Source organism: Streptomyces aquilus, from assembly GCF_003955715.1.
GTDB lineage: Bacteria > Actinomycetota > Actinomycetes > Streptomycetales > Streptomycetaceae > Streptomyces > Streptomyces aquilus.
Map to the genome: position 1 here is coordinate 1,768,466 of NZ_CP034463.1, position 23,892 is coordinate 1,792,357.

Genomic DNA, 23,892 nt, shown 5'->3' on the forward strand with positions numbered 1-23,892 from the left:
ATCGGACGTATACAGAAGCGTGGAACTGTTCCCCCGCGCGGACCGGGTCGACGACGCCTCGCTCGTCGCCGGTCTCGCGCTGGGCGACGAGCAGGCCGCGACCGCCTTCGTCCGCCGCTTCCAGAACGCCGTGTACGGCCTCGCCCTGTCGGTGACCCGCGAACCGGGCCTCGCCGAGGACGTGAGCCAGGAGGTGTTCGTGCGGGCCTGGCGGGCGGCCGGCAGCTACGACCCCCGCCGCGCCTCGGCGCTGACCTGGCTGCTGACCATCACCCGCAACGCCGCCATCGACGCCGTCCGCGCCCGCAGGCCCACGCCCGTGCTGGCCGAGACCCTCGAACGGCTCATCGACGTCACCCTGCGGGCCGACGCGGAGGAGGCCGACGGCACGGAGCGGCTCGCCCTGGTCGCCCTGGAGAGCGAGCGTGCCCTCGCCCGGCTGCGGTCCCTACCGGAGGAACAGGCGCGCGCGGTCGCCCTCGCCGTGATCGGCGGCTGTACGGCGGCGGAGGTGGGCCGGCACGAGGACATCCCGCTGGGCACCGCCAAGACCCGGATCCGCACCGGCCTGCGCAGGCTGCGCGAGGCGCTGAAGGAGGGAGGCCGCGATGGCACGTGAGCCCGGGCCGGACGCCCACCCCGAGGAGGACGAGCTGCTCGCCCTGGCCCTCGGCACCCTCCCCGGTGAGTCGGCCGAGCTGCTGCGCCACCTCACCGTCTGCCCGGCCTGCCGCTCGACGTACGACGACCTCTCGGCGGCCGTCGACTCCGTGCTGCCCGCGGCACCCTCCGTGGCGCCTCCGGCCGGGTTCGAGGCGCGCGTCCTCGAACGGCTGGAGCTGCCCGCGCCGGCGGGGCGCACGGGACGGCGGCGGTCGTACCGGCGGCCGCTGCTGGTCGCCGCCGCCACGGCGGCCGGGATCTGTCTGGGGGCGGCCGGTGCGGTGGTCGTCGACCTGGGGTCGCCGTCCGCCTCCCAGGTCGCCGTGAGCGACCGCGGGGCGCTGCTGGTCACCGGGTCGGGGGCGGCCGTCGGCACCATCGAGCCCAGCCGCCTCGGCGCCGAGCCCGTCCTCGTCATGCAGATCACGGACGGCTCCTCCCCCGGCACGCGCTACACCTGCCGACTCGTGCTGAAGGACGGCACCACCCGCGACGCGGGCCACTGGCGGCTCCCGTCCTCCGGCCGGGCCACCTGGATCGCCTACGGTGCCGCCGAGTCCGTGGACCGGGTGGAGCTGGTGACGGACGGGGGGCAGGTGTGGTCGTCGGCGCGATGGGACCTGTGACACCGGAAGCCATGCGCCCGTGCCGTTGCGCAGTCCCGAAAGGGGGTGGAAGGCTGGATAACGGCACCGGCTCGGGGAGTGTCCCGTCCCCACCACCTGGAGGTACCCGTGAACAGCGCCGACGGATGGGGCGACGACGTCTACCAGCCCGACGGATCCGAGATCCAGGAGGACTCCGGGCTGCTCGACGTGGAGGACACCCTGGAGGACGACGGTGTCGGCGACCCCCTCGACCGGGGCTGGTCCCCTCCGGAGCGCCCCTGGGCGGTCGAGCACACCGGTGTGACGGCGGCCGAACGCGAGAGCCTGGACCAGCGGCTCTCCGAAGAAGTGCCGGACCTCCCCGTCCCCGACGGCGACGGCATCGGAGACATCGACGGCACCGACGGCGAACTCCTCGACAACGAGGTCGGCGCGCGCCGCTCCGGCCGTCTCGTCGCACCCGACGAGGGCACTCACGAGGACGAGGAGAGCGCCCTGATCGCCACGGACGTGGGCATCGACGGCGCCGCCGCCTCCGCCGAGGAGGCCGCGATGCACATCGTCGACGAGGACGCCGAGGACGCCCTGTCCGGCTGACCCGAGGAGCACGCATGCAGCAGGACAAGCACCCCGACTACCACCAGGTCGTCTTCCGTGACCGCTCCGCCGGTTACGCCTTTCTCACCCGGTCGACCGCGACCAGCGAGCAGACCATCGAGTGGGACGACGGCGAGACGTACCCGGTGGTGGACGTCGAGATCTCCTCGGAGAGCCACCCCTTCTACACCGGCAAGGCCCGCACCGTGGACACCGAGGGACGCGTCGCCCGCTTCGAGCGGCGCTACGGGAGCGCGGCGGGCCCGGACGCCGAGGGCTGAGCGGCGGGCCCGCGGGGCGGCGTCCCGTGCCGGGGTCAGATGAAGTTCAGCGCCGCCGCGCAGCCCACCCCGCCCAGGACCATGAACGCCGGCATCAGCACCTTCAGCTCGACCCAGCTGCCGGCCCGGAACCGCAGGGCCTTGGGCGGCCCGATCGGGTACCAGCGCTTGCGGCCCACCGGGATCGGCCACAGGATCGGGCAGCCCGAGACCGTCAGCGCGTCCCCGATGTCGTGGACCAGCGCGCCGAGCACGATCGGCAGGCCCAGCCACAGGTACTCCTGGCCCGGGTCCGTGAACAGCCAGTCCGCGCCGTTGCCGGGCTTGTCCAGCACGCCGGCGATGATCCAGGCGCTGGTCGCGGCCAGCAGCCAGACCAGGACGTCGGCGCTCGAGCCGCGGGTCGCCCGCCACAGCAGGCCCTCGATGGCGAGCACCATGTGCACGAAGAGGATCGCGAGGACGGCCCAGCGGCCACCGGTGATCGCCGCGACCGAGGCGCCCGCGCCGATCAGGACGGCCCACAGCCACGTGTGGGTGAGCGTGCGGTGCCCACCGGAGCGACGGGGGTCGCCCTGCTTCTTGGTGGCCTTGTAGACGGCGTAGGAGAGCTTGTCGACGATCTCGCAGAGCCCTCGGGAGATGGGCCCGAAGGCGCGCGAGATGGTGGCCGCCTTGTGGTCGAGGTCGGGGGCGAGCGCCGCCCCCGCGCAGATCAGGGCTCCGGCCAGCAGGACCGGCCAGGGCATCGTGTGCCCCGAGGCGGCGGCCGCCGCTCCGACGCCGAGCCAGGCCGCGGCCCCCGACAGTGAGTGTGCTGGTCCCATCATCGCCCTTGCCCGCCCCATTCCTCGTGTGCCGCCGCGCAGTTGACCGGATGCCCTGACGCCTCGTCGGCGACACAGCGTACTGCTCGTGATCTTCGTACCCGCATCCGATTCCCCTGTAGTGGGGAAGGGCAGGCAAGATGGGTGGGTGACCCTCATCGATCAGCTGCCGCCGACCGCAGACCCCGACGCCCTCTACGAAGCCTTCGAGTCGTGGGCCGAGGAGCGCGGGCTCACGCTCTACCCCCATCAGGAGGAGGCGCTGATCGAGGTGGTCTCCGGTGCGAACGTGATCGTGTCGACGCCCACCGGCTCCGGCAAGAGCATGATCGCGGCGGCCGCCCACTTCGCCGCGCTCGCCCGTGACGAGGTCACCTTCTACACGGCTCCGATCAAGGCACTGGTCTCGGAGAAGTTCTTCGAGCTGTGCAAGATCTTCGGCACCGAGAACGTCGGCATGCTCACCGGCGACGCCTCCGTCAACTCCGACGCCCCCGTCATCTGCTGCACCGCCGAGGTGCTCGCCTCGATCGCGCTGCGCGACGGCAAGCAGGCGGACGTCGGCCAGGTCGTGATGGACGAGTTCCACTTCTACGCGGAGGGCGACCGCGGCTGGGCCTGGCAGATCCCGATCCTGGAGCTGCCGCAGGCGCAGTTCATCCTGATGTCGGCCACGCTCGGCGACGTCTCGATGTTCGAGAAGGACCTCACCCGGCGCACCGGCCGTCCGACGGCGGTGGTCCGCTCGGCGACCCGTCCGGTGCCGCTGTCCTACGAGTACAAGTTCACCCCGCTCACCGAGACGCTGACCGAGCTGCTGCAGACGCGGCAGGCGCCGGTCTACATCGTGCACTTCACCCAGGCGCAGGCCGTGGAGCGGGCGCAGGCGCTGATGAGCATCAACATGTGCTCGAAGGAGGAGAAGGAGCAGATCGCCGATCTGATCGGCAACTTCCGCTTCACCACCAAGTTCGGCCGCAACCTCTCCCGTTACGTACGGCACGGCATCGGGGTCCACCACGCCGGCATGCTGCCCAAGTACCGGCGTCTGGTGGAGAAGCTCGCGCAGGCGGGTCTGCTGAAGGTCATCTGCGGCACCGACACGCTCGGCGTCGGCGTCAACGTCCCGATCCGCACGGTGCTGTTCACGGCCCTGACCAAGTACGACGGCAACCGCGTCCGCACCCTGCGCAACCGCGAGTTCCACCAGATCGCCGGCCGCGCCGGGCGGGCCGGGTTCGACACGGCGGGCTTCGTCGTCGCCCAGGCGCCCGAGCACGTCATCGAGAACGAGAAGGCGCTCGCCAAGGCCGGCGACGACCCGAAGAAGCGGCGCAAGGTGGTCCGCAAGAAGGCGCCGGAGGGCTTCGTCGGCTGGACGGAGAACACCTTCGAGAAGCTGATCGCCTCCGAACCGGAGCCCTTGACGTCCCGCTTCCGGGTGACGCACACGATGCTGCTGTCGGTGATCGCCCGCCCCGGCAACGCCTTCGAGGCGATGCGGCATCTGCTGGAGGACAACCACGAGCCGCGCAAGGCGCAGCTGAAGCACATCCGCCGGGCGATCGCCATCTACCGCTCGCTGCTGGACGGCGGCATCGTCGAGAAGCTGGACGAGCCGGACGCCGAGGGCCGCATCGTCCGCCTCACGGTCGACCTCCAGCAGGACTTCGCGCTGAACCAGCCGCTGTCCACCTTCGCCCTCGCCGCGTTCGAACTCCTCGACCCCGAATCGCCGTCCTACGCCCTGGACATGGTCTCCGTCGTCGAGTCGACGCTGGACGACCCGCGCCAGATCCTCGTCGCCCAGCTGAACAAGGCGAAGGGGGAGGCCGTCGCCGCGATGAAGGCCGACGGCGTGGAGTACGAGGAGCGCATGGAGCGCCTCCAGGACATCTCGTACCCGAAGCCCCTGGAGGAGCTGCTCTTCCACGCGTACAACACCTACCGCAAGAGCCATCCCTGGGTCGGCGACCACCCGCTCTCCCCGAAGTCCGTCATCCGTGACATGTACGAACGGGCCATGTCGTTCACGGAGTTGGTGTCCTTCTACGAGCTCGCGCGCACCGAGGGCATTGTCCTGCGCTACCTCGCCAGTGCCTACAAGGCGCTGGACCACAACATCCCCGACGACCTCAAGTCCGAGGACCTCCAGGACCTCATCGAGTGGCTCGGCGAGATGGTCCGCCAGGTCGACTCCAGCCTGCTGGACGAGTGGGAGCAGCTCGCCAACCCGGAGGAGATGACCGCCGAGCAGGCCCAGGAGAAGGCCGACGAGGTCAAGCCCGTCACCACCAACGGGCGCGCCTTCCGCGTCCTGGTCCGCAACGCCATGTTCCGCCGCGTGGAGCTCGCCGCCCTGGACCAGGTCGAGGAGCTGGGCGAGCTGGACGCCGACGCCGGCTGGGACGCCGACGCGTGGGGCGAGGCGATGGACAAGTACTGGGACGAGTACGACGACCTCGGCACCGGCCCGGACGCCCGCGGCCCGAAGCTGCTCATCATCGAGGAGCAGCCGGAGAACCGTCTGTGGCGGGTCCGGCAGATCTTCGACGACCCGAACGACGACCACGACTGGGGCATCAGCGCGGAGGTCGACCTGACGGCCTCCGACGCGGAGGGCCGCGCGGTCGTCCGGGTCACCGACGTCGGTCAGCTGTGAGCACAGGAGAGACGCGGTCATGACGACGAACCCGGCCGAGAGACTGGTCGACCTGCTCGACCTGGAGCAGATCGAGGTCAACATCTTCCGTGGCCGCAGCCCGCAGGAATCCTTGCAGCGGGTCTTCGGCGGCCAGGTGGCGGGCCAGGCGCTGGTCGCCGCCGCCCGCACCACGGAGGGCGACCGGCCCGTGCACTCGCTGCACGCGTACTTCCTGCGCCCGGGCCGGCCGGGCGTGCCGATCGTGTACCAGGTCGAACGGGTGCGGGACGGCCGGTCGTTCACGACCCGTCGGGTCACCGCCGTGCAGCAGGGACGCACGATCTTCAATCTCACCGCCTCCTTTCACAAGCCTGAGCAGGGGTCGTTCGAGCATCAGTTGCCGCCGGCCCGCGAGGTCCCGGACCCCGAGTCGCTGCCGACGGTCACGGAGGAGATCCGCGAGCATCTGGGCGCGCTGCCGGAGCAGTTGGAGCGGATGGCGCGCCGTCAGCCCTTCGACATCCGTTATGTGGACCGGCTGCGCTGGACGCCCGCGGAGGTCAAGGACGCCGAGCCGCGCAGCGCGGTGTGGATGCGCGCGGTCGGGCCGCTCGGGGACGACCCGGTCGTGCACACCTGCGCGCTGACCTACGCCAGCGACATGACGCTCCTGGACGCCGTGCGCATCCCGGTGGAACCGCTGTGGGGGCCGCGCAGCTTCGACATCGCCTCGCTGGACCACGCGATGTGGTTCCACCGGCCGTTCCGGGCGGACGAGTGGTTCCTCTACGACCAGGAGTCCCCGATCGCGACCGGCGGACGAGGCCTGGCGCGCGGGCGGATCTACGACCGGGAGGGGCGCCTGCTGGTGTCCGTCGTCCAGGAAGGGCTGTTCCGGGCGCTGTAGGTCCGGGGCCGGGCGGGTACGTGTCGTGGGCGCCTTTCCGTCATGCGCTTCTGCGGCGCAGCCAGCCCATGAGTCCTCGGGGTGTCGGCCGGGAGGCGGCTTCCTCGGGCGAGGGGGGTGGCGCGGTCGTCCGCTGCTCCGCGGCCGGGCGTGGTGCGGGCCGGAGGGTGCGGGCGTCCGCCATGGCCCGGGTCAGGTCGGCTCGCAGTCGGCTGATCTCGTCCGGGTCGTCGGCCGTCATGATCTTCTCGGTGAGCTGCGCGGCCGGCGTGCCCGGTGTGCCCTGGTTCGGCGGCACGGGGCGGAAGCGGTTCAGAAAGGAGCGCTCGTACGGGTCCCGGACGAGCTCCGCGATCTGGGCGGAGTCGAGGAAGGCGGCGAGGGCCCCGGCGCTCTCCCACGGGCCGTCGGCCGTCCGCAGCAGGAACTCGCGATGCCGGGCACGCCAGTTGCGGGGACGCAGGTCCACTCCCTCCGCCAGCAGGCCCCGCATTCCCTCGGGTGTGCGACGGGCGTGCAGCAGCGGGGTGTTCCGCTCGTCGGCGGCGAACTGCTCTAGTTCCTCGGCGAGATAGAGCCAGACGACGGCCCGGTACCTGTTGAGATAGAAGCGCACCGGCGCCACGACACCGAGGCGGGCCAGGCGGGTGAACCTGCCGGCGGGGATGTCCATGAGGTCCGCGCCCTCGGTGGTGCCCACGACCCGCACCCGCTGCTGGAACGCTTCGGGGAAGTCGTCGTCCGCGCGGAGCCGGTCCAGTTCGGTGCGGGGGACCCCGCGGCCTCCTCCCCCTTCGTCGGGCACGGTCCGGATATGGCCGAGATGGATACCCAGGTCGAACTCGTTGCGCTTCAGACCCAGTTCGCGCGCCGCGCGGCCCGGGGTGAGGGTGAGCTGCTGGGGCCTGGTGAGGGTGCTGCCTGTCATGGTCGTACTCCCCCGTGGAGTCGGTGCTCACGCTGTGTGCGTGCGCCGTGACAAAAACCGTAGCCGGTCGGGCGCATCGCGGAGCGAGCCTGTGGATAACTCCACGGGGGGTGATGAATCAGCAGGTCAGAGGTCTACGGCCGGACTCCGCTCGGGCTGTCGGACGTCCACGCCGAGGTGCTCGCCGACTCGGTTGACGAGCAGCGTCATCTCGTAGGCGATCTGACCGATGTCGGCCTGCGCGCCGCTGAGCACGCACAGACAGCTGCCGGTGCCCGCCGCGGTGACGAACAGGACCGCGTCGTCGAACTCGACCATCGTCTGGCGGACTCTGCCCGCGCCGAAGTGCCGGCCGGAGCCCTTGGCCAGGCTGTGCAGCCCCGACGCGACGGCGGCGAGGTGCTCGGCGTCCTCGCGTCGCAGACCCGTGCTGGCCCCCGCCACCAGGCCGTCGTTGGACAGCACCAACGCGTGCCGGACGTGGTCGACGCGCTCGGTCAGATCGTCCAGCAGCCAGCCGAGTCCCTGGTTCTGCGCCATGTCTCCGTCTCCCCGTGTGACGTCTCCCCCTGGCTGGAGGAGTTCCTCGCCACCCTTCCCGACGACCGGCGTCAGGGGCAAGGAGAACGGGGCATGGCACAGGTAAGAACGGCGGCCTTCGGTCAGTCCGGCGCGGCGGGCCGACCGTCGGTGACGGGGACCAGCGACAAGCTTCAGCCCACCGAGTCGAGGAGCCGGGCGGTGTGCATCCGCCCGGCGTACTCGACGAGCCGGATCAGCACCTCCTTCCCGGAGTCGCGGTCCCGGGCGTCGCACAGCACCACCGGGGTGCCGCGGTCCAGGTCGAGGGCGCGTGAGACGTCCTGGGCGCCGTAAGTGCGGGCTCCCGTGAAGCAGTTGACGGCGACCACGAACGGGATGTGCCGGTGCTCGAAGTAGTCGACCGCGGGGAAGCAGTCCTCAAGGCGTCGGGTGTCCGCGAGGACCACGGCGCCGAGCGCCCCCTGCGACAACTCGTCCCACAGGAACCAGAAACGGTCCTGCCCGGGGGTGCCGAAGAGATAGAGGGAGAGGCCGGAGCGGATGGTGATGCGGCCGAAGTCCATGGCGACCGTCGTCGTGACCTTCTGGTCCACGCCGTCCGTGTCGTCGACCAACTGACCGGCTTCGCTGAGCAGTTCCTCGGTCCGCAGCGGCCTGATCTCACTGACCGCGCCCACCAGGGTCGTCTTGCCCACGCCGAATCCGCCGGCGACCAGTATCTTCAACGCCAGCGCGGTCTGCTCGCCGCCCTGGGCATCGGAAGTCTCGGAGACCATCGATCACTTCTCTCGGGAGTGCCGGCAACGGTCGGCCGTGCGGGTGCGTGAAGTCAGCATGATGACAACTGCGGCACCCCTTCGAGGGGTTGGACCGCTATTAGACCGATGTGACCGAGTCGTGCGCATGCGCTTTCGAACTTTCATCTACAGAGCTCGCAGTCCTTCGATGACCTCGCGCAGAATCCGTTCGTCAGGAAGCTGCGCGGGCGGCACGGGGCGGCTGACGGTGACGCAGCCGAGTTCCAGGAGGTCACCGAGCAGTACCCGGACCACGCCCAGGGGCAGGTCCGCGCCTGCGGCGAGTTCGGCGACGGACTGGGTCTCCGGGCGGCACAGTTCGATCAGCGCCCGGTGTTCCGGCCCCAGCGAGGTGTCCTCGTCGGGGCCGGGCGCCGCCGCGTCCAGGGTGACGAGGGCGATGAGGTCGAAGCGCACCCCGGTGGGGCCGGGTTTGGTCCGTCCGCCCGTCATGGCGTACGGGCGGACGAGGGGCCCGGCCTCGCCGTCGTACCACTGGCTGCCCAGCTCGCGCGGGGCGCCCGTCATGTCCTCCGTCATGGGCGGACCGCCTTCTCGTCTCATCCGGCGGGCGGCCGTGCGGCTACCCGCGGCGCCGTGTACAGGTGCTCGCCGACGCGTTTGACCAGGCGGGCCATCTCGTAGGCCACGAGGCCGATGTCGGCGGTCACGGCCGTGAGGAGCGCGAGGCAGGAGCCGTCGCCGGCGGCGGCCACGAACAGGTAGCCGTCGTCCATCTCGACCATCGTCTGCCGTACTCCGCCCGCGCCGAAGTGGCGTCCGGCGCCCTTGGCCAGGCTGTGGAAGCCGGAGGCGACCGCGGCGAGGTGCTCCGCGTCCTCGCGGCGCAGGTCGGTCGACGCCCCCACGGCGAGGCCGTCGTTGGACAGCACCACGGCGTGCCGTACCTCGCTGACGCGCAGCACCAGGTCGTCCAGCAGCCAGTCGAGTTCGCCGGACCGCTGAGCGGCCCTCATGGCCGGGTCCTGGATCATTCGGGGTCTCCTTCGCTGCTGTCTCTTGGCGCGGGGGCATCCGGGGCGGCGCCGTGTCCGGGCCGGCGGCCGCCGCCGCGTGCCCAGCCGTCGCGGTAGGCCGCCATCCGGTCCCGTACGAGCTCGGGGGTGCGCCGTTCGTCGCCCCGGGGGTCGGGCCGCGGTTCCGGTTCCTCGGTGCGCGGCGCACGCAGCTGAGGAGCCAGGCTTGCCTGCCGGACGCGGCGCGGGAGGTCGTCCGTCGCGTCCGGTCCTTCGGGGTCCTCCTGGGGGCGGTGCAGCCGCAGGGTGGCGACTCCGGGGGGCGGGGTGTCGCCCGCGGACTCCGCCCTCGCCGTCGCCCTGTGCTCCGCCGGGGCCGGGGGTGCGGGGGGTACCAGTGCGGGCCGCTCGGCCGGCGCGTGGACGGATTCCTGGAGCCGGGCCGCGCCGGGCATGCGCGCGTACTCGCGTTCCGTATCGGCCGCCTTGCGGGGGGAACGTTCCTCCGCGCCGCTGTGCAGCAGGGCGGTGGGCAGCAGGACCACCGCGGTGGTGCCGCCGTACGGCGAGGTGCGCAGGTGCACCTTGATGCCGTGCCGGGCCGCCAGCCGGCTGACCACGAACAGGCCGAGCCGGTCGCTGTCGAAGAGGTCGAGCGCCTCGGACTGCTCGATGCGGCGGTTGGCCTCGGTGAGGGTCTCCTTCCCCATGCCGAGCCCGCGGTCCTCGACCTCGATGGCATAACCGTTGCCGACGGGTTCGCCGGTGACGCGCACGCGCGTGTGCGGCGGCGAGAACTGTGCGGCGTTCTCGACGATCTCCGCGAGGAGGTGGGTGAGGTCGGCGACGGCGCCGCCGACCACGGACGCCTCGGGGAGCTGGCGTACCTCGACGCGCGCGTAGTCCTCGACCTCGGAGACGGCCGCGCGGACCACGTTGGTCAGGGAGACCGGCATGCGCCAGGCCCGGCCGGGTGCGGCTCCGGAGAGGATGATCAGGCTCTCCGCGTGCCGCCGCATCCGGGTGGTGAGGTGGTCGAGGCGGAAGAGGTCGCTCAGCTCGCCCGGGTCCTCGGAGCGGCGCTCCATGCTGTCCAGGAGGCTCAGCTGACGGTGGACCAGGACCTGGCTGCGCCGGGCGAGGTTGACGAACACCCCGGAGATGCCGCTGGCGAGCTCGGCACGCTCCACGGCGGCCCGCAGCGCGGCCCGGTGCACGGTGCCGAGGGCCTCGGCGACCTGCCCCGTCTCGTCCTCGGAGGGCGGCCCGGACGGTGCCTCCGCGCGGATGTCGATCTCCTCTCCGGCCCGCAGTTTCCGCATGGCCTCGGGGAGTTTGCGCCGGGCGATCTCCAGGGCGCTGTTGCGCAGGCTCACCAGCTCGACGACCAGCCCACGTCCGATGCGCACGGAGATGACCAGGGAGGCGGCGACGGCGACGAGACCGAGCAGGACGGCCGCGCCGGCCGGGGTGAGCAGTCCGCGGGTGAACGGGTCGGCGCGGTCGGCGACCCCGCGTCCCGCGTCGGCCTCGATCGTCCGCATGCCGTCCTGCACGCGCGCGTGTGCCTTCGCCCAGGTCGCCTCGGGTGCCGCGTTGATCGCGGAGGCGCCGGCCCGGCTCGTGAGGACCCGGTCCTCGACGGTCGCGACGGCGACGTAGTCACCGCCGTCGGCGAGGTCCCGCCAGGCGCCGCGTTCGGAGCCGCGCAGATCGGCGACGGCGGCCTCGGTGAGGGCGCGGCGGGTGTCGACGGCGCCGGTGAACAGCCGCAGCCGTGTTCCGTCGAGGCGTCCGGCGAGCCGTGCGCTGGAGAGCACGACGTCCTCCTGGGCCAGGGCCTCGCCCGCGCGGGAGAACTCGAGGAGCACGCGCGCGTCGGAGCCCAGTTCGGCGTCCTGGATGCCGGTGAGGGCGCCGCCGACGGAGAAGGCCGTCGAGATGGTGCGCGAGTAGCGGCCGTACGTCTCGTCCCAGCCCGCGCGGCGGTCGAGGACCGCGGTGCGCAGGGAGCTCAGTGCCTCGGCGCCGCTGACGAAGGTCTCCAGGCGCTGGGCCACACCCGCGGGCAACTCCTCGCTGTCCGCGACGGTGTTGCCCGCGCCGAGCCGCAGTTTCGCCACCGCCTGGTCGGTGCGGTCCGCGAGGGTCTTGAGGTCGCCGGCGCGGCCCGCGGCCGGGTCGGTGGCGTAGCGGACCGCGGCCGCGCGCTCGGCCTGGAGGGCTGCGACGGCCGCCGCGACCGGGGTGCGGATCTCGGAGTCGACGCGCTGCAACTGCCGCAGCCGGGAGACGTCCTGGGCGGTGGTCACGGTGGCGTACGCCCAGAGGGCGAGCAGGGAGACGACCGGCACCATCAGCAGGCAGACGATCTTGGCGCGCACGGTGCGCGGGCGTATCCGCCAGCCTCCCTCGTGTGTGGGCGGGTCGTCGGGGACGGCGCCCATCGGGTCGTCCGGCCCTTCGTCGGCCGGTGGTCCGGCGTGTGCGCGGCGGCCGCGGGCCGGGCCGGCGGACGGTGGCTCGGAGCCGGTCGTGGGGGTCCTACGGGGTGTTCGCATGGCCTCCTGCCTCGGAGAGTGGTTCGGCTCGCCCGGAGGGCCCTCAGAGGGCGGCGACGTTCTCGACCGGCCGCTGGGCGGAGGCGGAAGCCTCGCGCTCTCCCGTGGAGGGCGACAGCGCGACGAAGGCCGAGGTCAGGAACAGATAGGACCCGAGCCCGACGGCGAGCGGGAAGATGAACTGCATCGCCGTCGCCCCGGGCAGCGCGGCGCCGGACGGTGTGACGCGCACGCTCATCGCGAACATCCCGGTGTAGTGCATGCTGCTCACCGCGGCGCCCATGATCAGGGAGGCGATGGTGACGGCGACGGGCGACTTGATGTTGAGCGCCGCCCACAGCGCGGCGGTCGCGGCCACCACGGCGATCAGGACGGAGAGTCCGACGAGCACCGGGTCGTAGTGCACCTGACCGTGCAGACGAACGGCCGCCATGCCCAGGTAGTGCATGCTGGCGACACCGAGTCCGGTGGTGAGCCCGCCGAGGAAGAGCGCGCGGGCGCGGTCGCGGCTGTAGCCGACGGCGAAGACGCCGGCACAGACGACGATCATGGCGACGAGCAGGCTCACGATGGTGAGCGGCACGTCGTAGCGGATGTCCGTGCCGCTGACGCTGAAGCCGAGCATGGCCACGAAGTGCATGGTCCAGATGCCGGTGCCGATCGCCGAGGCCGCGGTGATGAGCCAGTTGCGGCGCGAGCGTCCGGTGGCGCCGAGCGCGCGCATGGTGCAGCGCAGGCCGAGTGCGGCGCCGATGCAGGCCATCACGTACGACAGCACGGGGGTCAGCCAGCCGAGGGCTGCGTGGTCCAGGTGTCCCATGGCCCCGGGACGCTAGTCGGGGCACGGGTGCACAAAGGGGGCGCATTTCGAAAGCTGTTGGAATATGACGCAGCGATGTACCTGAACGATCGCGTCCCGCTCGAACGTGCGCACAGAAGCATCACCCTTGTCGGTGAGGGATCATGCGGAACATGAGCGACGACCACACACATGTCCAGGAGTTCTTCGGCGCCCGGGCGGCCGACTGGGACGCCCGGTTCCCCGACGACGGTCCCTCCTACGCGGCCGCGGTCGCCGAGCTCGGGCTGCGCGAAGGGGACCGCGTGCTCGACGCCGGCTGCGGCACCGGACGCGCCCTGACGCCCCTGCGTGCCGCCGTGGGCCCCTCGGGAGCGGTCCTCGGGGCCGACCTGACTCCGGCCATGCTCCAGGCCGCCGTACGAGCGGGACGGGACCGCGACGGGCAGCTGCTGCTCGCCGACGTGGCCGCGCTGCCGTTGCGCTCGCGGTCCCTGGACGCGGTGTTCGGGGCGGGGCTGATCTCCCACCTGCCCGATCCGGCCGAGAACCTGCGGGCGTTGGCGCGCGTGGTGCGCCCGGGCGGCATCCTGGCGCTGTTCCATCCGATCGGCAGGGCGGCGCTCGCGGCGCGGCAGGGTCGTCAGATCACTCCGGAAGACCTGCGCGCCGAGCCCAACCTCCGGCCGCTGCTGGCCGGTTCCGGGTGGCGGCTGACGTCGTACGTCGACGAGGACGCGCGGTTCCTGGCACTGGCGGTGCGCGGGGACTGAGCGTCCTCACGCCGGTCCGGCGACCGCGGCCACGAACGCCTCGGGGTTGTCGAACATGACGTTGTGGCCGGCGCCGGGCACGGTCAGCACCCGCACGCCCGCCTTCTCCAGCCGCTCCCTGCCCTCGAGTTCGCCGCTCGACTCGCCCTGCAGGTACACGCGGTCGACGGTGAGCCCTTCGAGGATCGTGCGCATCACGGGGTCGGAACCGCGCCGCAGCCCGACCGCCGAGCGGTGCAGGGCGCGCGGGTCGGCCAGCCGCATGGTCGCGGCCCACAGCGGTCCGACCGCTTCCAGCACGCGCGCGTGGCCACCGTCGACGAAGGCGTCCTCCTCGTGGGAGGCGATGCCGCTGCTGCCCGCGGCCGGCGGCGGGGAGGCGTCCAGGTTGGCCTCGGTGAGCACCAGGCGGGAGACCAGTTCGGGCCGCCGGTGGGCGAGCACGATCGCGACGGCGCCGCCCATGCTGTGCCCGATCACCTCGGCGCCGGTGAGCTCCGCCGCGTCCAGTGCCGCCGCCAGGGCGTCGGCATGCTCCTCCAGCGTGTAGCCGAAGTGCTCGGGCCGGTCGCTGAGGCCGTGCCCGGGCAGATCCACGAACAGGCTGCGCCGGCCCGCGAGTTCGGGCCGGGCGGCGATGTGGGCGTGGTACACGGAGGACATCGCCCCCAGCCCGTGCACGTACACGCGCGCGGGTTCCTCGCCGGGCATCTCCGTCCAGCGGATACGGCTTCCCTTGCTGTCGAACTCGGCCTGCTGCATCGCGTCCTCCCTCGTCGGCGTCAGCGGCGACAATACATCGGTTACGAGGTATAGAGAAGTCGAGGTATCCACTGAGCGATGTACACCGCGGATACGACAGAATGCGGGCATGCTGGAGCTCGCCATCCTCGGATTCCTGTACGACGCCCCCCTGCACGGTTACGAGCTGCGCAAACGCATCACCGCGCTCACCGGGCACGTGAAACCGATCGCCGAGAGCACGCTCTACCCGGCGATCAAGCGGCTGGAGAAGGCCGGGCTGCTGGATCGCGCGACGGAGCCCGGTTCCGTCGCCGCGCCACGGCACGTGCTGACCCTCACCGAGGACGGCCGTCACGAGCTGCGCCGGCGACTCGCCGAGCCGGTGCAGCGCGACATCACCGACGAGAACCGCTGGTTCACGCTGCTCGCGTTCCTCCGGCACCTGGAGGACGCGCCCGCGCAGGCGGCCGTGCTGCGGCGCAGGCTGGCGTTCCTGGAGGAGCCGGCGAGCTTCTTCTACGAGGGTGACCGGCCCCTGAGCGCCGAGGAGTTGGACGATCCCTTCCGGCGCGGGATCCTGACGATCGCGCGCGCGACGTCCCGCGCCGAACTCGGCTGGCTGCGGGACACCCTGGCCTCACTCGACGGCTGAACCGTCCCGATGCCGTACGGGGCATCCGCGTACCCCCGGAACGGGGCGGGTGCCCAGGTCCGCCAGCCGGTAGCCGTCCGGGTAGCCCTTGATCTCCCAGTTCTGCCGGGCGAAGTGCGGTGCGCTGCGCGGCGGGAGCAGCCGGACCGCGCGGCCGCGCAGGCGTACGGCGCCCCGCACGAGCCCGCGGGTCGCCGCGCCCGGAGCCGGATAGCGGAAGGCGCGCAGCAGGGGTTCGTCGAGGAGGGCGAGCGTCGCGGTCCGCAGCAGGGGCGCCAGGGGGCGTGGGTACCAGGACGCCATCAGGTCGAGCGTGGCGTCCGAGACGCGCCGCGCCCCCTCGTCCCAGCCGAAGTGGGCCTGCTCGTAGGCGTCGAGGCAGTCCTCGAACTCCTCGTAGCTCCCGGGGAGGTCCGTGATGCCCATGTGCCGCCCCAGGGTGCGGTAGTGGACGACCGAGGCGACGATCTCGTGACGGGACAGTCGACGCCACGCGTAGGTGTCGATCCACCGTCTGGGCATCACCACGAACGTGCACAGGACGTAGCGCATGTCGTCGTTCGTGATGTCGTAGCTGCGGTGCATCTGGTTGATGCGGCGGATCGCCGTACGGCTCTCCTCGCTGCCGAAGCCGTGCTCGACGACGGCGTCCAGGAGCAGCGAGGTGTCGTCGTACCGCTTCTGCGTCCGGTCCGTGAGCTCCGCCGTCTCGGCGAGCAGCCGGCCGATGCTCGGGACGGCGTAGGTGCGGTAGAGGGCCAGCTCCAGGGAGCGGGTGAAGTCCCAGGGGAACTCGTACGCGGCCATCAGCCGGTAGATCTCCGAGGCGTCCTGGTACGGGTCCATCCGCCGTATCCGCCGGAGCCGCTCGAACCGCTTCACCGCGACGTCCCCCTTCTGCCGTCGAGGCTCCAACTCTACGTTGAGTAGGAGGAGATGAACGATCAGTACAGGCGACACACCACGCAGGGGGAAGGTGGTCAGCATGTGGGGCAGGATGCGCAAGTCAGTCACCAGATTCGTCAACACCGTGCGCGCCGACATCGACAGCGGCCGGGACAAGCGCACGCACAACCTGTTCGAGGCCGCGGCGGCCTACGTGTCGGCCTGCGCGGAGGACGACCAGGAGCAGATCGACGAGGCCGCGGGCTGGGTGTCGCCGGAAGCGTTGTCCTTCGGGGTGAGCGAGCTGGCGTGCCGGGCCGTCATCGCGCTCGCGCGGGAGCGCGACGAGTCGCCGCAGACCGTGGCCCGCGCCCTGCTGGGGCTTCCGGCGGCCTGAAGGCGGGCCAACCGCGGTCGATTCGCCCCGTCCGACCGGAAAACTGCAGCTCCGGGGTGCATGGGAGTCGTGACAAGCTGCTTCCGCTCGCACTAGGGTGCGCGCCGTTGGACGAACCGATGGGGAGGCTGGGATGGCCGGGACGGACGAGGACGCCGTCGCCGCCGCGGACGATGCGCTCTATGTGCTCACGGCGGTGCTGCTGACGCCGGCGAAGTTCCCGAGCGTGCTGGGCGACGACTATCCGGAGGCCTGCGCGGCGCTCGGTCTCGCGCCGCTCGCCGACGGGTACGGCCTGGTGCTCGGCCAGGACGGCGACGGCTCCCGCTGGACGGTCGTCATCGACGACGTCTCGCTGGTCGCCGTCGCCATCGCGTCATGGGACTGCGGCATGGAGTACGAGCTGTCTCCCGACGAGCACACGGTCGTCGCCGCCCTGCCGGGCTGGCCGCTCGCCGTGGCCGTCGCCGCGCCGGGCGTGCCCGCTCCGCACGATCCCGGCCCGGAGGTGGCGGACCGCGCGCCGCTGACGCCGCCGGACACCTCCACGTGGGGGCCGGCCCAGCGCCGCCTGGGCGCTGACGAGATCGCCGTCCAGTGGTCGCTGTGGCGGGAGCAGATCGACGACGCGGAGTTCCCGATGCCGGGGGCGGCGGCCGAGGCCGCAGCGGCGGCGGAGAACTCGGAGAAGGCCGAGGGCACCGGCGGCCACCAGGGCGTTCGGCGCGTTCTGGCGGAGGCCCGCGGGTACGTGGACACGCCGCCGCCCCTGGGCCGGGTCCGGTCGTCGTTCGCGCCCGGAGACGCCCGCACGCTGCGCGCGGACGGCCCCGGCTGGTCGCTCGTGGCCAGGACGGACGACATCGCCTTCGTCCTGCTGGACGAGGAACCGGGCGAGGTCCTCCCGGTCGGCCGCGGCCCGGAGCTTCCGGGGCTGCTGGAGGCGCTCGACAAGATGGCGGTACGGCCGCTCTGAGCGGGGCCGGCCGGGACGGCTGATCCAACTGACCGGCGGTGCGCGGCGGAACACCCATGCCGCGGCGTCATTCCATGTGGTCCCACCCCATGGATGACCCGGCGGCGCACTCGCACGATGGGGCAGCTCTCGACTCCCCGTCCCGTCCTGGAGGCCGGTCATGCGTGTGTCCCGAGGTGTTCCCGTCGTCGCCCCCGCCCTGGTGGCGACCGCCCTCACGGCAGCCCTCGCCCTGCCGGCTCCCGCCGCGGGCGCGGGCGTCGAGGCCGGTCACTGCGCACACCAGGAGCGGACGCGCGTACCGGGCGCGGCCTTCCAGCAGAGCGCCTGCCTCGCGGACCTGACGACGACCGGGCTCGCCGGTACGCCGTACACCGACCCGGCCGACCAGGCCGGGCTCACGGCCCAGGGGACACGGACACCGTCCGGGGTGCCCGGCGTGCAGATCGACGGCTACTTCCCGGACTCGTCGCGCTTCAACGCCACCCACGGCTGGCGGCACGACGCCCAGTTCGTGATCCGGTTGCCGGACCACTGGAACGGCGGGCTGGTCGTCACGGGCGCCCCGGGGACGCGCAGGCAGTACGCGACGGACAAGGCGATCTCCGACCGGGTGCTCGCCCAGGGCTACGCGTACGCCGCGACGGACAAGGGCAACAACGGCACCGACTTCTACCGCGACGGCACCCGCCCCGGTGACGCGGTCGTCGAGTGGAACACGCGCACCACCCAGCTCACGCGCGCGGCCCAGCGCGCCGTCGCCCAGCACTACGGGCGGTCACCTCGACGGACGTACATGACCGGGATCTCCAACGGCGGCTATCTGACGCGCTGGCAGCTGGAGAACCACCCGGAGCTGTACGACGGCGGCGTGGACTGGGAAGGCGCCCTGTGGACCGAGGACGGCACCGGCCTGCTCACCTCGCTGCCCACCGCCGTGGCCCGCATGACGGGTTCGGCGACGGACGACGACCTGTACGCGGTGGGGTTCGCGCGCGGCTCCGAGTTCCTGTGGCCGTACCACGAGAAGGCCTACTGGGGTGTCACGCAGAAGATCTACCGCGCCGAGTTCGACCCGGCCTACGACCCCGACTGCCCGGGTCCGACGGCCGGGACGACCACGGAACAGATCCTGGCGCCCTGTGCCACGGACGCCGCCTACGACCTGGCGTCGCGCCCCGAGTCGGTCCGGCGCGCCGTGGCCAGGGTCGCGCTGACCGGTCGCATCGGACGCCCGCTGATCACGCTCCACGGCGACCTGGACGCGCTGCTGCCCAAGGCGGCGGACTCCGACGTGTACGCCCGGATGATCGACGCGCGCGGGAAGGGGCGTCTCCACCGCTACTACACGGTCCAGGGCGGCACCCACGTCGACGGGCTGTACGACACCTATCCGGACCGGCTGCGTCCGATCCTGCCGTGCTACCGGACGGCCTTCGACGCGCTGGTGACGTGGGTGGAGCGGGGCACCCCGCCGCCCGCGGACCAGGTCGTGGACCGGCCCGCGAGCGGCGACGTGGTCGACTCCTGCGCCCTGGACCACCGGGCCGCGGCGGCCCGGTAGCCCGCGGGTCTCAGCGACCGAGCTCCTTGCGTGTGACACGGCGCAGCCTGCGCCGCTGCGAGGGGTCCAGCGTGAGGTACGCGGCGGCCGGGACTCCCAGGACGATCAGGAGCGCGGCCCACCACGGCAGCCAGAACAGCAGGATGATGCCTACCGCCACACCGCCTGCGGCGATCTTCGCGTTCTTCGACATGTGTCGCCTCCTTCGCGGCCACTGCCGCTCTCTGTCCTGAAAACGGGCCCGGGCTCCCCGCGGTTCCGCACCACGACCCTGAGACGTCCCTGAGGAGCGACCCCTACACGTCCCTGAGACGCACGTCCCTGAGACGCACGTCCCTGAGACGCACGTCCCTGAGACGCACGTCCCTGAGACGGGGATACCCATCCGCATGCCGAAGTGACCCGGTTCACAGCCGGGTCATGCCGGGCTCCCCCTGGCCGTGCTGTACCCTCGGCCATCGCGCATCGAGTAGTCAAATTTGAGGAGTGCTGCATTCCTGTGCCGAGGATTCCCGCGGCAACACCGTCCGAGATCTCTCAACTGGCCCGCTGCTGTGCCGTGTTCGTGCCCGGCGACCCGGCTCGTACCGGCCGCGTCGCCTTCTGGGACCCCGAGGCCGACGCGCCGCCCGGTGTCGCGTCGGGGACCGTGGAGGACCTGAGCGTCGTCGTGCCCGGCGAGGGCGGCGTGGCGGCGGTGGTCGTGCCGGCGGTGCTGCTGCCCGTACGGTCGGCGCTACCCGTCCTCACGCGTGCGCGTGCCGTGGCCGACGGCCACCGGGCGGCCGTGTTCTGGGGCGCGGCCGCCGTGCACGCGCTCCAACTGGCGGCGCGCGGGCTGCTGCTGCCCGGCCTGTCCGAGGGCGACCACGACGCGTGGCGGGCGGGGCCGCTGCGCTCCGAGGACGTGGAGCGCATCCGCGCACTCGCCGCCGCGATGCCGCCCGAGGCGCACGCCGTGCCTCTGGGTGGCGGCGAGCCGTCGGGCGACTTCGACGCCCTGCGCCTGCCCGACCCCGAGCGGCTGCTGCGGGCCTTCCTGGACGCGGTGGCCGACGCCCTGCCCCGCTCCCCCGCGGCCTCGCTCGTGACGGGCGGGCCCGCCTACGCCGTGCCGGAACCCCGGCACCTGCCCGGCCTGCGCCCCTGGGCCGCCGATGTGGCCGCGGGCCATGACGCCGGTGTGCGGTTGTCGCTGCGGATCGAGGTGCCCGGCCTGGAGTCGGCGACGCAGGAGGACGCGGGCCTGGTCTTCCGGGCCGTACCGCAGGTGCACAGCGTGAGCGATCCGGGTCTGGTCGCGGACGCCGCCGCGGTGTGGACCGGCGCCCAGGAAGCGTTCGGCACGCGCGCGCGGATGGACGCGCTGCTGGCGCTGCGCCGCGCGGCACGCGCCTGGCCTCCGCTCGCGCCCCTGCTGTCGGCGCCCGTGCCGGACGCCGTCGAACTCGCCGACGACGAGATCACCGACCTCCTCACGGAGGGCGCCCGGTCGCTCGGCGCCGCCGGGGTCGACGTCCACTGGCCCAAGGAGCTGGCCCGCAAGCTGACGGCCCGCGCGGTGGTCGGCCCGCCGGACGAGGAGTCGGGCCCCGGGAGGGCCTTCTCCGACGCTCCGTCGTTCCTGTCCGCAGACGCGCTGCTGGCGTTCAACTGGTCGTTCGTGCTGGGCGGGCAGCGGCTCACGCGCGAGGAACTGGACCGGCTCGCCGAGGCCAACCGCCCGGTGGTACGGCTGCGTGACCAGTGGGTCCTCATCGACCCCCAGGAGGTGCGCCGGGCCCGCGACCGGCAGGACCGCAAGGTCACCCCGATCGACGCGCTGGCCGCCGCTCTCACCGGCTCCACGGAGGTCGACGGCCGCCGGGTCGACGTACAGCCCACGGGGTGGCTGGCGAGCCTGCGGGAACGTCTCGCGGCCCCGGAGACGCAGGAGCCCGTCGAGCAGCCCGCGGCGCTCGCGGCGACCCTGCGCGACTACCAGCGGCGGGGCCTGGACTGGCTGGCCCGGATGACCTCCCTGGGGCTGGGCTGCTGTCTCGCCGACGACATGGGACTCGGCAAGACCATCACCCTCATCGCCCTTCATCTGCACCGGCAGACCGATCCCTCGGCCGCCGGTCCCAGTCTCGTGGTGTGTCCGACGTCCCTGATGGGCAACTGGCAGCGCGAGATCGAGAAGTTCGCGCCCGGCACGCCCGTGCGCCGCTTCCACGGGCCGCGCCGGGACCTGGACGCCCTCGCGGACGGGGAGTTCGTCCTCACCACCTACGGCACGATGCGGCTCGACGCGGGCCGGCTGGCCGCCGTGTCGTGGGGCATGGTCGTGACGGACGAGGCCCAGCACGTGAAGAACCCGTACTCGGCGACGGCACGGCAGCTGCGGTCCATCGACGCACGCGCGCGTGTGGCGCTCACCGGCACCCCGGTGGAGAACAACCTGTCCGAGCTGTGGGCCATCCTCGACTGGACGACCCCCGGTCTGCTGGGCCGCCTCGGCACCTTCCGCACCCGTTACGCGCAGGCCGTGGAGGGCGGCCAGGACCCGGCCGCCGCCGAACGGCTCTCGCGGCTCGTGCGCCCCTTCCTGCTGCGCCGCCGCAAGTCGGATCCGGGGATCGCCCCGGAGCTGCCGCCGAAGACGGAGACCGATCGCGCCGTCTCGCTCACCGCGGAACAGGCCGGTCTGTACGAGGCCGTGGTGCGCGAGACGCTGGCGGAGATCTCCGGCGCCGACAGCATGGCGCGCCGCGGACTCATCGTGAAGCTGCTCACCGGCCTCAAGCAGATCTGCAACCACCCGGCGCAGTTCCTCAAGGAGGAGCAGCCGGCCATCGCCGGACGGTCCGGCAAGCTGGAGCTGCTCGACGAGCTGCTCGACACGATCCTCGCCGAGGGGGCGGGCGTGCTGGTCTTCACGCAGTACGTGCGGATGGCCCGGCTCATCGAGCGACACCTCGCCGGGCGGGGAGTGTCCTCGCAGTTCCTGCACGGGGGGACGCCGATCGCCGCGCGCGAGGCGATGGTGCAGCGCTTCCAGGACGGTGAGGTACCGGTCTTCCTGCTGTCGTTGAAGGCGGCCGGGACCGGACTGAACCTGACCCGGGCCGAGCATGTCGTGCACTACGACCGCTGGTGGAACCCCGCCGTCGAGGCGCAGGCCACCGACCGCGCGTACCGCATCGGCCAGAACCGGCCCGTGCAGGTGCACCGGCTGATCGCCGAGGGCACGATCGAGGACCGCATCGCCGACATGCTCAGCCGCAAGCGGGAGTTGGCCGATGCGGTGCTCGGCGCGGGCGAGGCGGGGCTCACGGAGCTGACGGACGCCGAGCTGGCCGACCTGGTCGCACTGCGAGGGGGCGCGCGATGAACACGTACGACGAGACGAACCCGTACGACGGGACGACGGAGCGGACGTTCGCCGCGTTCCCGCCCGCGCAGGGGCGGGGCTTCGCCCGGACCTGGTGGGGGCAGGCCTGGCTGAAGGCGCTGGAGGACACCGCGCTGGACACGCGGCAGGTGAAGACCGGACGCGCGCTCGCGCGCGCGGGGGCCGTCGGCGCGGTGTCGGTGCGGCCGGGCAGGATCACGGCCGTCGTCCAGGACCGCGACCGCACCCCGCACCGGGCGGACGTGCTGCTGGAGCAGTTGTCCGGCGAACAGTGGGACCGCTTCCTGGAGACGGCCGTGGAGCGGGCCGGGCACATCGCGGCGCTCCTGGACCGCGAGATGCCTCCGCACCTGGTCGAGGACGCGGCGGCCGCGGGCGTCGACCTGCTGCCGGGCCTGGGCGATCTGGAGCCGGAGTGCGACTGCGGCGCCTGGGACCACTGCGGGCACACGGCGGCGCTCTGCCACCAGGTGGCACGCCTGCTGGACCAGGACCCCTTCGTCCTGCTGCTGATGCGCGGACGCTCCGAACGGGCCGTGCTGGACGACCTCCAGGCCCGTACCGCGGCGCCCGCGCCGGTCGCAGCGCCTGCCCGGCAGGACGGCGTGGACGCGGCGGAGGCGTTCGCGGCCGGGGACATCCTGCCGCCGCTCCCGGCGCTGCCGGAACTCCCCGCGGAACCGGGCATACCGCCGTCCCTGGACACCGGGACACCGGCCCCGCCCGACGTCGACCCGTCCGCCTTGGAGTACCTCGCGGCCCGGACCGCCGCGGAGGCGCACCGGCTGCTGATCGAGGCGTTGCGTGAACAGGGAGCCGCGGAGGAGGAGTTGACGCTCGGACAGGACGCGGTCCGGCTCGCGCTCGGCGACCCCGGCGGGGCCGTGGCCGAGCGGTTGGCCGCGGGCTCGGGGCGGGACGCGCAGGAGCTGGAGACGGCCGTGCGCGCGTGGCGGTACGGCGGAGTGGCCGCGTTGTCCGTGCTGGAGGAGGAACACACGGTCGAGGGCGAGGAGCTCGCACGCGCGCGTGCCGTCCTCGACGCGGCATGGGACGAGGACGAACGGCCGTCGCTGTCCGCGCGGGGCTGTCGATGGACGGTCGCCGACGGCCGGAGCCAGCTGCGCCTGGGGCGCGACGGCCGCTGGTGGCCCTACCGGGAGGAGCGGGGACGCTGGGTGCCGGCCGGGGCGTCGGCCAACGACCCTGCGACGGCGCTGTCTTCGGCGGAAGAGGCCGCCACCACGGGGTGACATCCGGGGCTCGTCGAAGTGCCGCACGCGAGCTCGACGAGCCCCCGCCACACGCCGTTCACCCGGCCGTCGTACGGCGTTCCGAGCGGGGCCCAAATCTGGCCGCTGTCAGCACACTTGTT

General features: G+C 72.6%; 24 protein-coding genes. 13 read left to right on the forward strand and 11 right to left on the reverse strand.

The genetic code is table 11. The features are described from left to right. Positions 1 to 19 precede the first annotated feature (19 nt). The 4 genes from EJC51_RS08130 to EJC51_RS08145 all read left to right on the forward strand — a co-directional run bounded on the left by EJC51_RS08130 (position 20) and on the right by EJC51_RS08145 (position 2,149). Positions 20 to 619, forward strand: coding sequence for an RNA polymerase sigma factor (locus EJC51_RS08130; RefSeq protein WP_126270438.1), 600 nt, complete (start codon positions 20 to 22; stop codon positions 617 to 619). Then, positions 609 to 1,289 carry a cupin domain-containing protein gene (locus EJC51_RS08135; protein WP_126270439.1) on the forward strand — a complete coding sequence of 227 codons (681 nt, stop codon included), beginning with the start codon at positions 609 to 611 and terminating at the stop codon, positions 1,287 to 1,289. The genes EJC51_RS08130 and EJC51_RS08135 overlap by 11 nt, the downstream gene beginning before the upstream one ends. Before the next feature lie 108 nt (positions 1,290 to 1,397). Next, positions 1,398 to 1,868: a DUF5709 domain-containing protein gene (locus tag EJC51_RS08140; protein WP_126270440.1), complete on the forward strand. Its 471-nt coding sequence runs from the start codon at positions 1,398 to 1,400 to the stop codon at positions 1,866 to 1,868. Positions 1,869 to 1,882: 14 nt separating this feature from the next. Further along, positions 1,883 to 2,149, forward strand: a complete 267-nt coding sequence (locus EJC51_RS08145) for a type B 50S ribosomal protein L31 (RefSeq protein WP_126270441.1) — start codon at positions 1,883 to 1,885, stop codon at positions 2,147 to 2,149. A 35-nt stretch (positions 2,150 to 2,184) separates the two neighbouring features. Here the strand turns inward: EJC51_RS08145 and EJC51_RS08150 are convergent, their stop codons facing one another. After that, positions 2,185 to 2,979: a metal-dependent hydrolase gene (locus EJC51_RS08150; RefSeq protein ID WP_126270442.1), complete on the reverse strand. Its 795-nt coding sequence runs from the start codon at positions 2,977 to 2,979 to the stop codon at positions 2,185 to 2,187. 145 nt (positions 2,980 to 3,124) lie between these two features. Between EJC51_RS08150 and EJC51_RS08155 the strand changes: the two genes are divergently transcribed. Continuing rightward, positions 3,125 to 5,638 carry a DEAD/DEAH box helicase gene (locus tag EJC51_RS08155; RefSeq protein ID WP_126270443.1) on the forward strand — a complete coding sequence of 838 codons (2,514 nt, stop codon included), beginning with the start codon at positions 3,125 to 3,127 and terminating at the stop codon, positions 5,636 to 5,638. A 19-nt stretch (positions 5,639 to 5,657) separates the two neighbouring features. Beyond that, positions 5,658 to 6,527 (forward strand): acyl-CoA thioesterase, encoded by an 870-nt coding sequence (locus EJC51_RS08160; protein WP_126270444.1) that lies wholly within the window; start codon positions 5,658 to 5,660, stop codon positions 6,525 to 6,527. Between the two features lie 40 nt (positions 6,528 to 6,567). On the opposite strand, the gene EJC51_RS08165 is transcribed toward EJC51_RS08160, so the two are convergent. From EJC51_RS08165 to EJC51_RS08195, 7 genes are all read right to left on the reverse strand, one after another. After that, positions 6,568 to 7,455 (reverse strand): DUF6397 family protein, encoded by an 888-nt coding sequence (locus EJC51_RS08165; protein WP_126270445.1) that lies wholly within the window; start codon positions 7,453 to 7,455, stop codon positions 6,568 to 6,570. 126 nt (positions 7,456 to 7,581) lie between these two features. Then, positions 7,582 to 7,995, reverse strand: a complete 414-nt coding sequence (locus EJC51_RS08170) for a roadblock/LC7 domain-containing protein (protein WP_126270446.1) — start codon at positions 7,993 to 7,995, stop codon at positions 7,582 to 7,584. 173 nt (positions 7,996 to 8,168) lie between these two features. Then, a complete protein-coding gene (locus EJC51_RS08175) occupies positions 8,169 to 8,774 on the reverse strand; it encodes a GTP-binding protein (RefSeq protein WP_059198421.1) in 606 nt (201 codons plus the stop codon). Positions 8,775 to 8,921: 147 nt separating this feature from the next. Further along, the gene (locus tag EJC51_RS08180) at positions 8,922 to 9,335 is read right to left on the reverse strand and encodes a DUF742 domain-containing protein (protein ID WP_126270447.1); all 414 of its coding nucleotides are present in this window, start codon (positions 9,333 to 9,335) and stop codon (positions 8,922 to 8,924) included. Positions 9,336 to 9,355: 20 nt separating this feature from the next. Continuing rightward, the gene (locus EJC51_RS08185) at positions 9,356 to 9,790 is read right to left on the reverse strand and encodes a roadblock/LC7 domain-containing protein (RefSeq protein ID WP_059198419.1); all 435 of its coding nucleotides are present in this window, start codon (positions 9,788 to 9,790) and stop codon (positions 9,356 to 9,358) included. Then, positions 9,787 to 12,333 carry a sensor histidine kinase gene (locus tag EJC51_RS08190; protein WP_126270448.1) on the reverse strand — a complete coding sequence of 849 codons (2,547 nt, stop codon included), beginning with the start codon at positions 12,331 to 12,333 and terminating at the stop codon, positions 9,787 to 9,789. The genes EJC51_RS08185 and EJC51_RS08190 overlap by 4 nt, the downstream gene beginning before the upstream one ends. A 43-nt stretch (positions 12,334 to 12,376) precedes the next feature. Continuing rightward, positions 12,377 to 13,153 carry an MHYT domain-containing protein gene (locus EJC51_RS08195; protein ID WP_126270449.1) on the reverse strand — a complete coding sequence of 259 codons (777 nt, stop codon included), beginning with the start codon at positions 13,151 to 13,153 and terminating at the stop codon, positions 12,377 to 12,379. Positions 13,154 to 13,305: 152 nt separating this feature from the next. Between EJC51_RS08195 and EJC51_RS08200 the strand changes: the two genes are divergently transcribed. After that, on the forward strand, positions 13,306 to 13,905 hold the full coding sequence (locus EJC51_RS08200) for a class I SAM-dependent methyltransferase (protein ID WP_126270450.1): 600 nt from the start codon (positions 13,306 to 13,308) through the stop codon (positions 13,903 to 13,905). 6 nt (positions 13,906 to 13,911) lie between these two features. Here EJC51_RS08200 and EJC51_RS08205 read toward each other — a convergent pair whose 3' ends face one another. After that, a complete protein-coding gene (locus EJC51_RS08205) occupies positions 13,912 to 14,667 on the reverse strand; it encodes an alpha/beta fold hydrolase (RefSeq protein ID WP_126270451.1) in 756 nt (251 codons plus the stop codon). A 109-nt stretch (positions 14,668 to 14,776) separates the two neighbouring features. On the opposite strand from EJC51_RS08205, the gene EJC51_RS08210 reads away from it, so the two are divergent. Then, on the forward strand, positions 14,777 to 15,301 hold the full coding sequence (locus tag EJC51_RS08210; RefSeq protein WP_126270452.1) for a PadR family transcriptional regulator: 525 nt from the start codon (positions 14,777 to 14,779) through the stop codon (positions 15,299 to 15,301). On the opposite strand, the gene EJC51_RS08215 is transcribed toward EJC51_RS08210, so the two are convergent. Then, entirely contained in the window at positions 15,287 to 16,183 is an 897-nt protein-coding gene (locus tag EJC51_RS08215) for an oxygenase MpaB family protein (protein WP_165951358.1), read from the reverse strand. The genes EJC51_RS08210 and EJC51_RS08215 overlap by 15 nt on opposite strands. A gap of 103 nt (positions 16,184 to 16,286) precedes the next feature. On the opposite strand from EJC51_RS08215, the gene EJC51_RS08220 reads away from it, so the two are divergent. The 3 genes from EJC51_RS08220 (at position 16,287) to EJC51_RS08230 (ending at position 19,123) form a co-directional block, all read left to right on the forward strand. Continuing rightward, the gene (locus EJC51_RS08220) at positions 16,287 to 16,583 is read left to right on the forward strand and encodes a hypothetical protein (protein ID WP_126270453.1); all 297 of its coding nucleotides are present in this window, start codon (positions 16,287 to 16,289) and stop codon (positions 16,581 to 16,583) included. A gap of 133 nt (positions 16,584 to 16,716) precedes the next feature. Further along, complete coding sequence (locus EJC51_RS08225; RefSeq protein WP_126270454.1) at positions 16,717 to 17,559, forward strand: hypothetical protein; 843 nt, start codon at positions 16,717 to 16,719, stop codon at positions 17,557 to 17,559. Positions 17,560 to 17,719: 160 nt separating this feature from the next. Next, positions 17,720 to 19,123, forward strand: coding sequence for a tannase/feruloyl esterase family alpha/beta hydrolase (locus EJC51_RS08230; RefSeq protein WP_126270455.1), 1,404 nt, complete (start codon positions 17,720 to 17,722; stop codon positions 19,121 to 19,123). A gap of 10 nt (positions 19,124 to 19,133) precedes the next feature. On the opposite strand, the gene EJC51_RS08235 is transcribed toward EJC51_RS08230, so the two are convergent. Then, a complete protein-coding gene (locus tag EJC51_RS08235) occupies positions 19,134 to 19,316 on the reverse strand; it encodes a hypothetical protein (RefSeq protein WP_059198412.1) in 183 nt (60 codons plus the stop codon). Between the two features lie 306 nt (positions 19,317 to 19,622). Here EJC51_RS08235 and EJC51_RS08240 point away from each other — a divergent pair, with 306 nt between their 5' ends. Then, positions 19,623 to 22,496: a DEAD/DEAH box helicase gene (locus EJC51_RS08240; protein WP_126270456.1), complete on the forward strand. Its 2,874-nt coding sequence runs from the start codon at positions 19,623 to 19,625 to the stop codon at positions 22,494 to 22,496. Next, positions 22,493 to 23,770: an SWIM zinc finger family protein gene (locus EJC51_RS08245; protein ID WP_126270457.1), complete on the forward strand. Its 1,278-nt coding sequence runs from the start codon at positions 22,493 to 22,495 to the stop codon at positions 23,768 to 23,770. Before EJC51_RS08240 ends, EJC51_RS08245 begins: the two co-directional genes overlap by 4 nt. Positions 23,771 to 23,892 lie beyond the last annotated feature (122 nt).

Excerpts from the sequence above, each read along its gene's own strand:
- EJC51_RS08135 (WP_126270439.1), top strand. The coding sequence starts at position 609 with ATGGCACGTGAGCCCGGGCCGGACGCCCACCCCGAGGAGGACGAGCTG.
- EJC51_RS08145 (WP_126270441.1), top strand. The coding sequence starts at position 1,883 with ATGCAGCAGGACAAGCACCCCGACTACCACCAGGTCGTCTTCCGTGAC.
- EJC51_RS08150 (WP_126270442.1), bottom strand. The coding sequence starts at position 2,979 with ATGATGGGACCAGCACACTCACTGTCGGGGGCCGCGGCCTGGCTCGGC.
- EJC51_RS08160 (WP_126270444.1), top strand. The coding sequence starts at position 5,658 with ATGACGACGAACCCGGCCGAGAGACTGGTCGACCTGCTCGACCTGGAG.
- EJC51_RS08165 (WP_126270445.1), bottom strand. The coding sequence starts at position 7,455 with ATGACAGGCAGCACCCTCACCAGGCCCCAGCAGCTCACCCTCACCCCG.
- EJC51_RS08170 (WP_126270446.1), bottom strand. The coding sequence starts at position 7,995 with ATGGCGCAGAACCAGGGACTCGGCTGGCTGCTGGACGATCTGACCGAG.
- EJC51_RS08175 (WP_059198421.1), bottom strand. The coding sequence starts at position 8,774 with ATGGTCTCCGAGACTTCCGATGCCCAGGGCGGCGAGCAGACCGCGCTG.
- EJC51_RS08180 (WP_126270447.1), bottom strand. The coding sequence starts at position 9,335 with ATGACGGAGGACATGACGGGCGCCCCGCGCGAGCTGGGCAGCCAGTGG.
- EJC51_RS08185 (WP_059198419.1), bottom strand. The coding sequence starts at position 9,790 with ATGATCCAGGACCCGGCCATGAGGGCCGCTCAGCGGTCCGGCGAACTC.
- EJC51_RS08190 (WP_126270448.1), bottom strand. The coding sequence starts at position 12,333 with ATGCGAACACCCCGTAGGACCCCCACGACCGGCTCCGAGCCACCGTCC.
- EJC51_RS08195 (WP_126270449.1), bottom strand. The coding sequence starts at position 13,153 with ATGGGACACCTGGACCACGCAGCCCTCGGCTGGCTGACCCCCGTGCTG.
- EJC51_RS08200 (WP_126270450.1), top strand. The coding sequence starts at position 13,306 with ATGAGCGACGACCACACACATGTCCAGGAGTTCTTCGGCGCCCGGGCG.
- EJC51_RS08205 (WP_126270451.1), bottom strand. The coding sequence starts at position 14,667 with ATGCAGCAGGCCGAGTTCGACAGCAAGGGAAGCCGTATCCGCTGGACG.
- EJC51_RS08210 (WP_126270452.1), top strand. The coding sequence starts at position 14,777 with ATGCTGGAGCTCGCCATCCTCGGATTCCTGTACGACGCCCCCCTGCAC.
- EJC51_RS08220 (WP_126270453.1), top strand. The coding sequence starts at position 16,287 with ATGTGGGGCAGGATGCGCAAGTCAGTCACCAGATTCGTCAACACCGTG.
- EJC51_RS08225 (WP_126270454.1), top strand. The coding sequence starts at position 16,717 with ATGGCCGGGACGGACGAGGACGCCGTCGCCGCCGCGGACGATGCGCTC.
- EJC51_RS08230 (WP_126270455.1), top strand. The coding sequence starts at position 17,720 with ATGCGTGTGTCCCGAGGTGTTCCCGTCGTCGCCCCCGCCCTGGTGGCG.
- EJC51_RS08235 (WP_059198412.1), bottom strand. The coding sequence starts at position 19,316 with ATGTCGAAGAACGCGAAGATCGCCGCAGGCGGTGTGGCGGTAGGCATC.
- EJC51_RS08245 (WP_126270457.1), top strand. The coding sequence starts at position 22,493 with ATGAACACGTACGACGAGACGAACCCGTACGACGGGACGACGGAGCGG.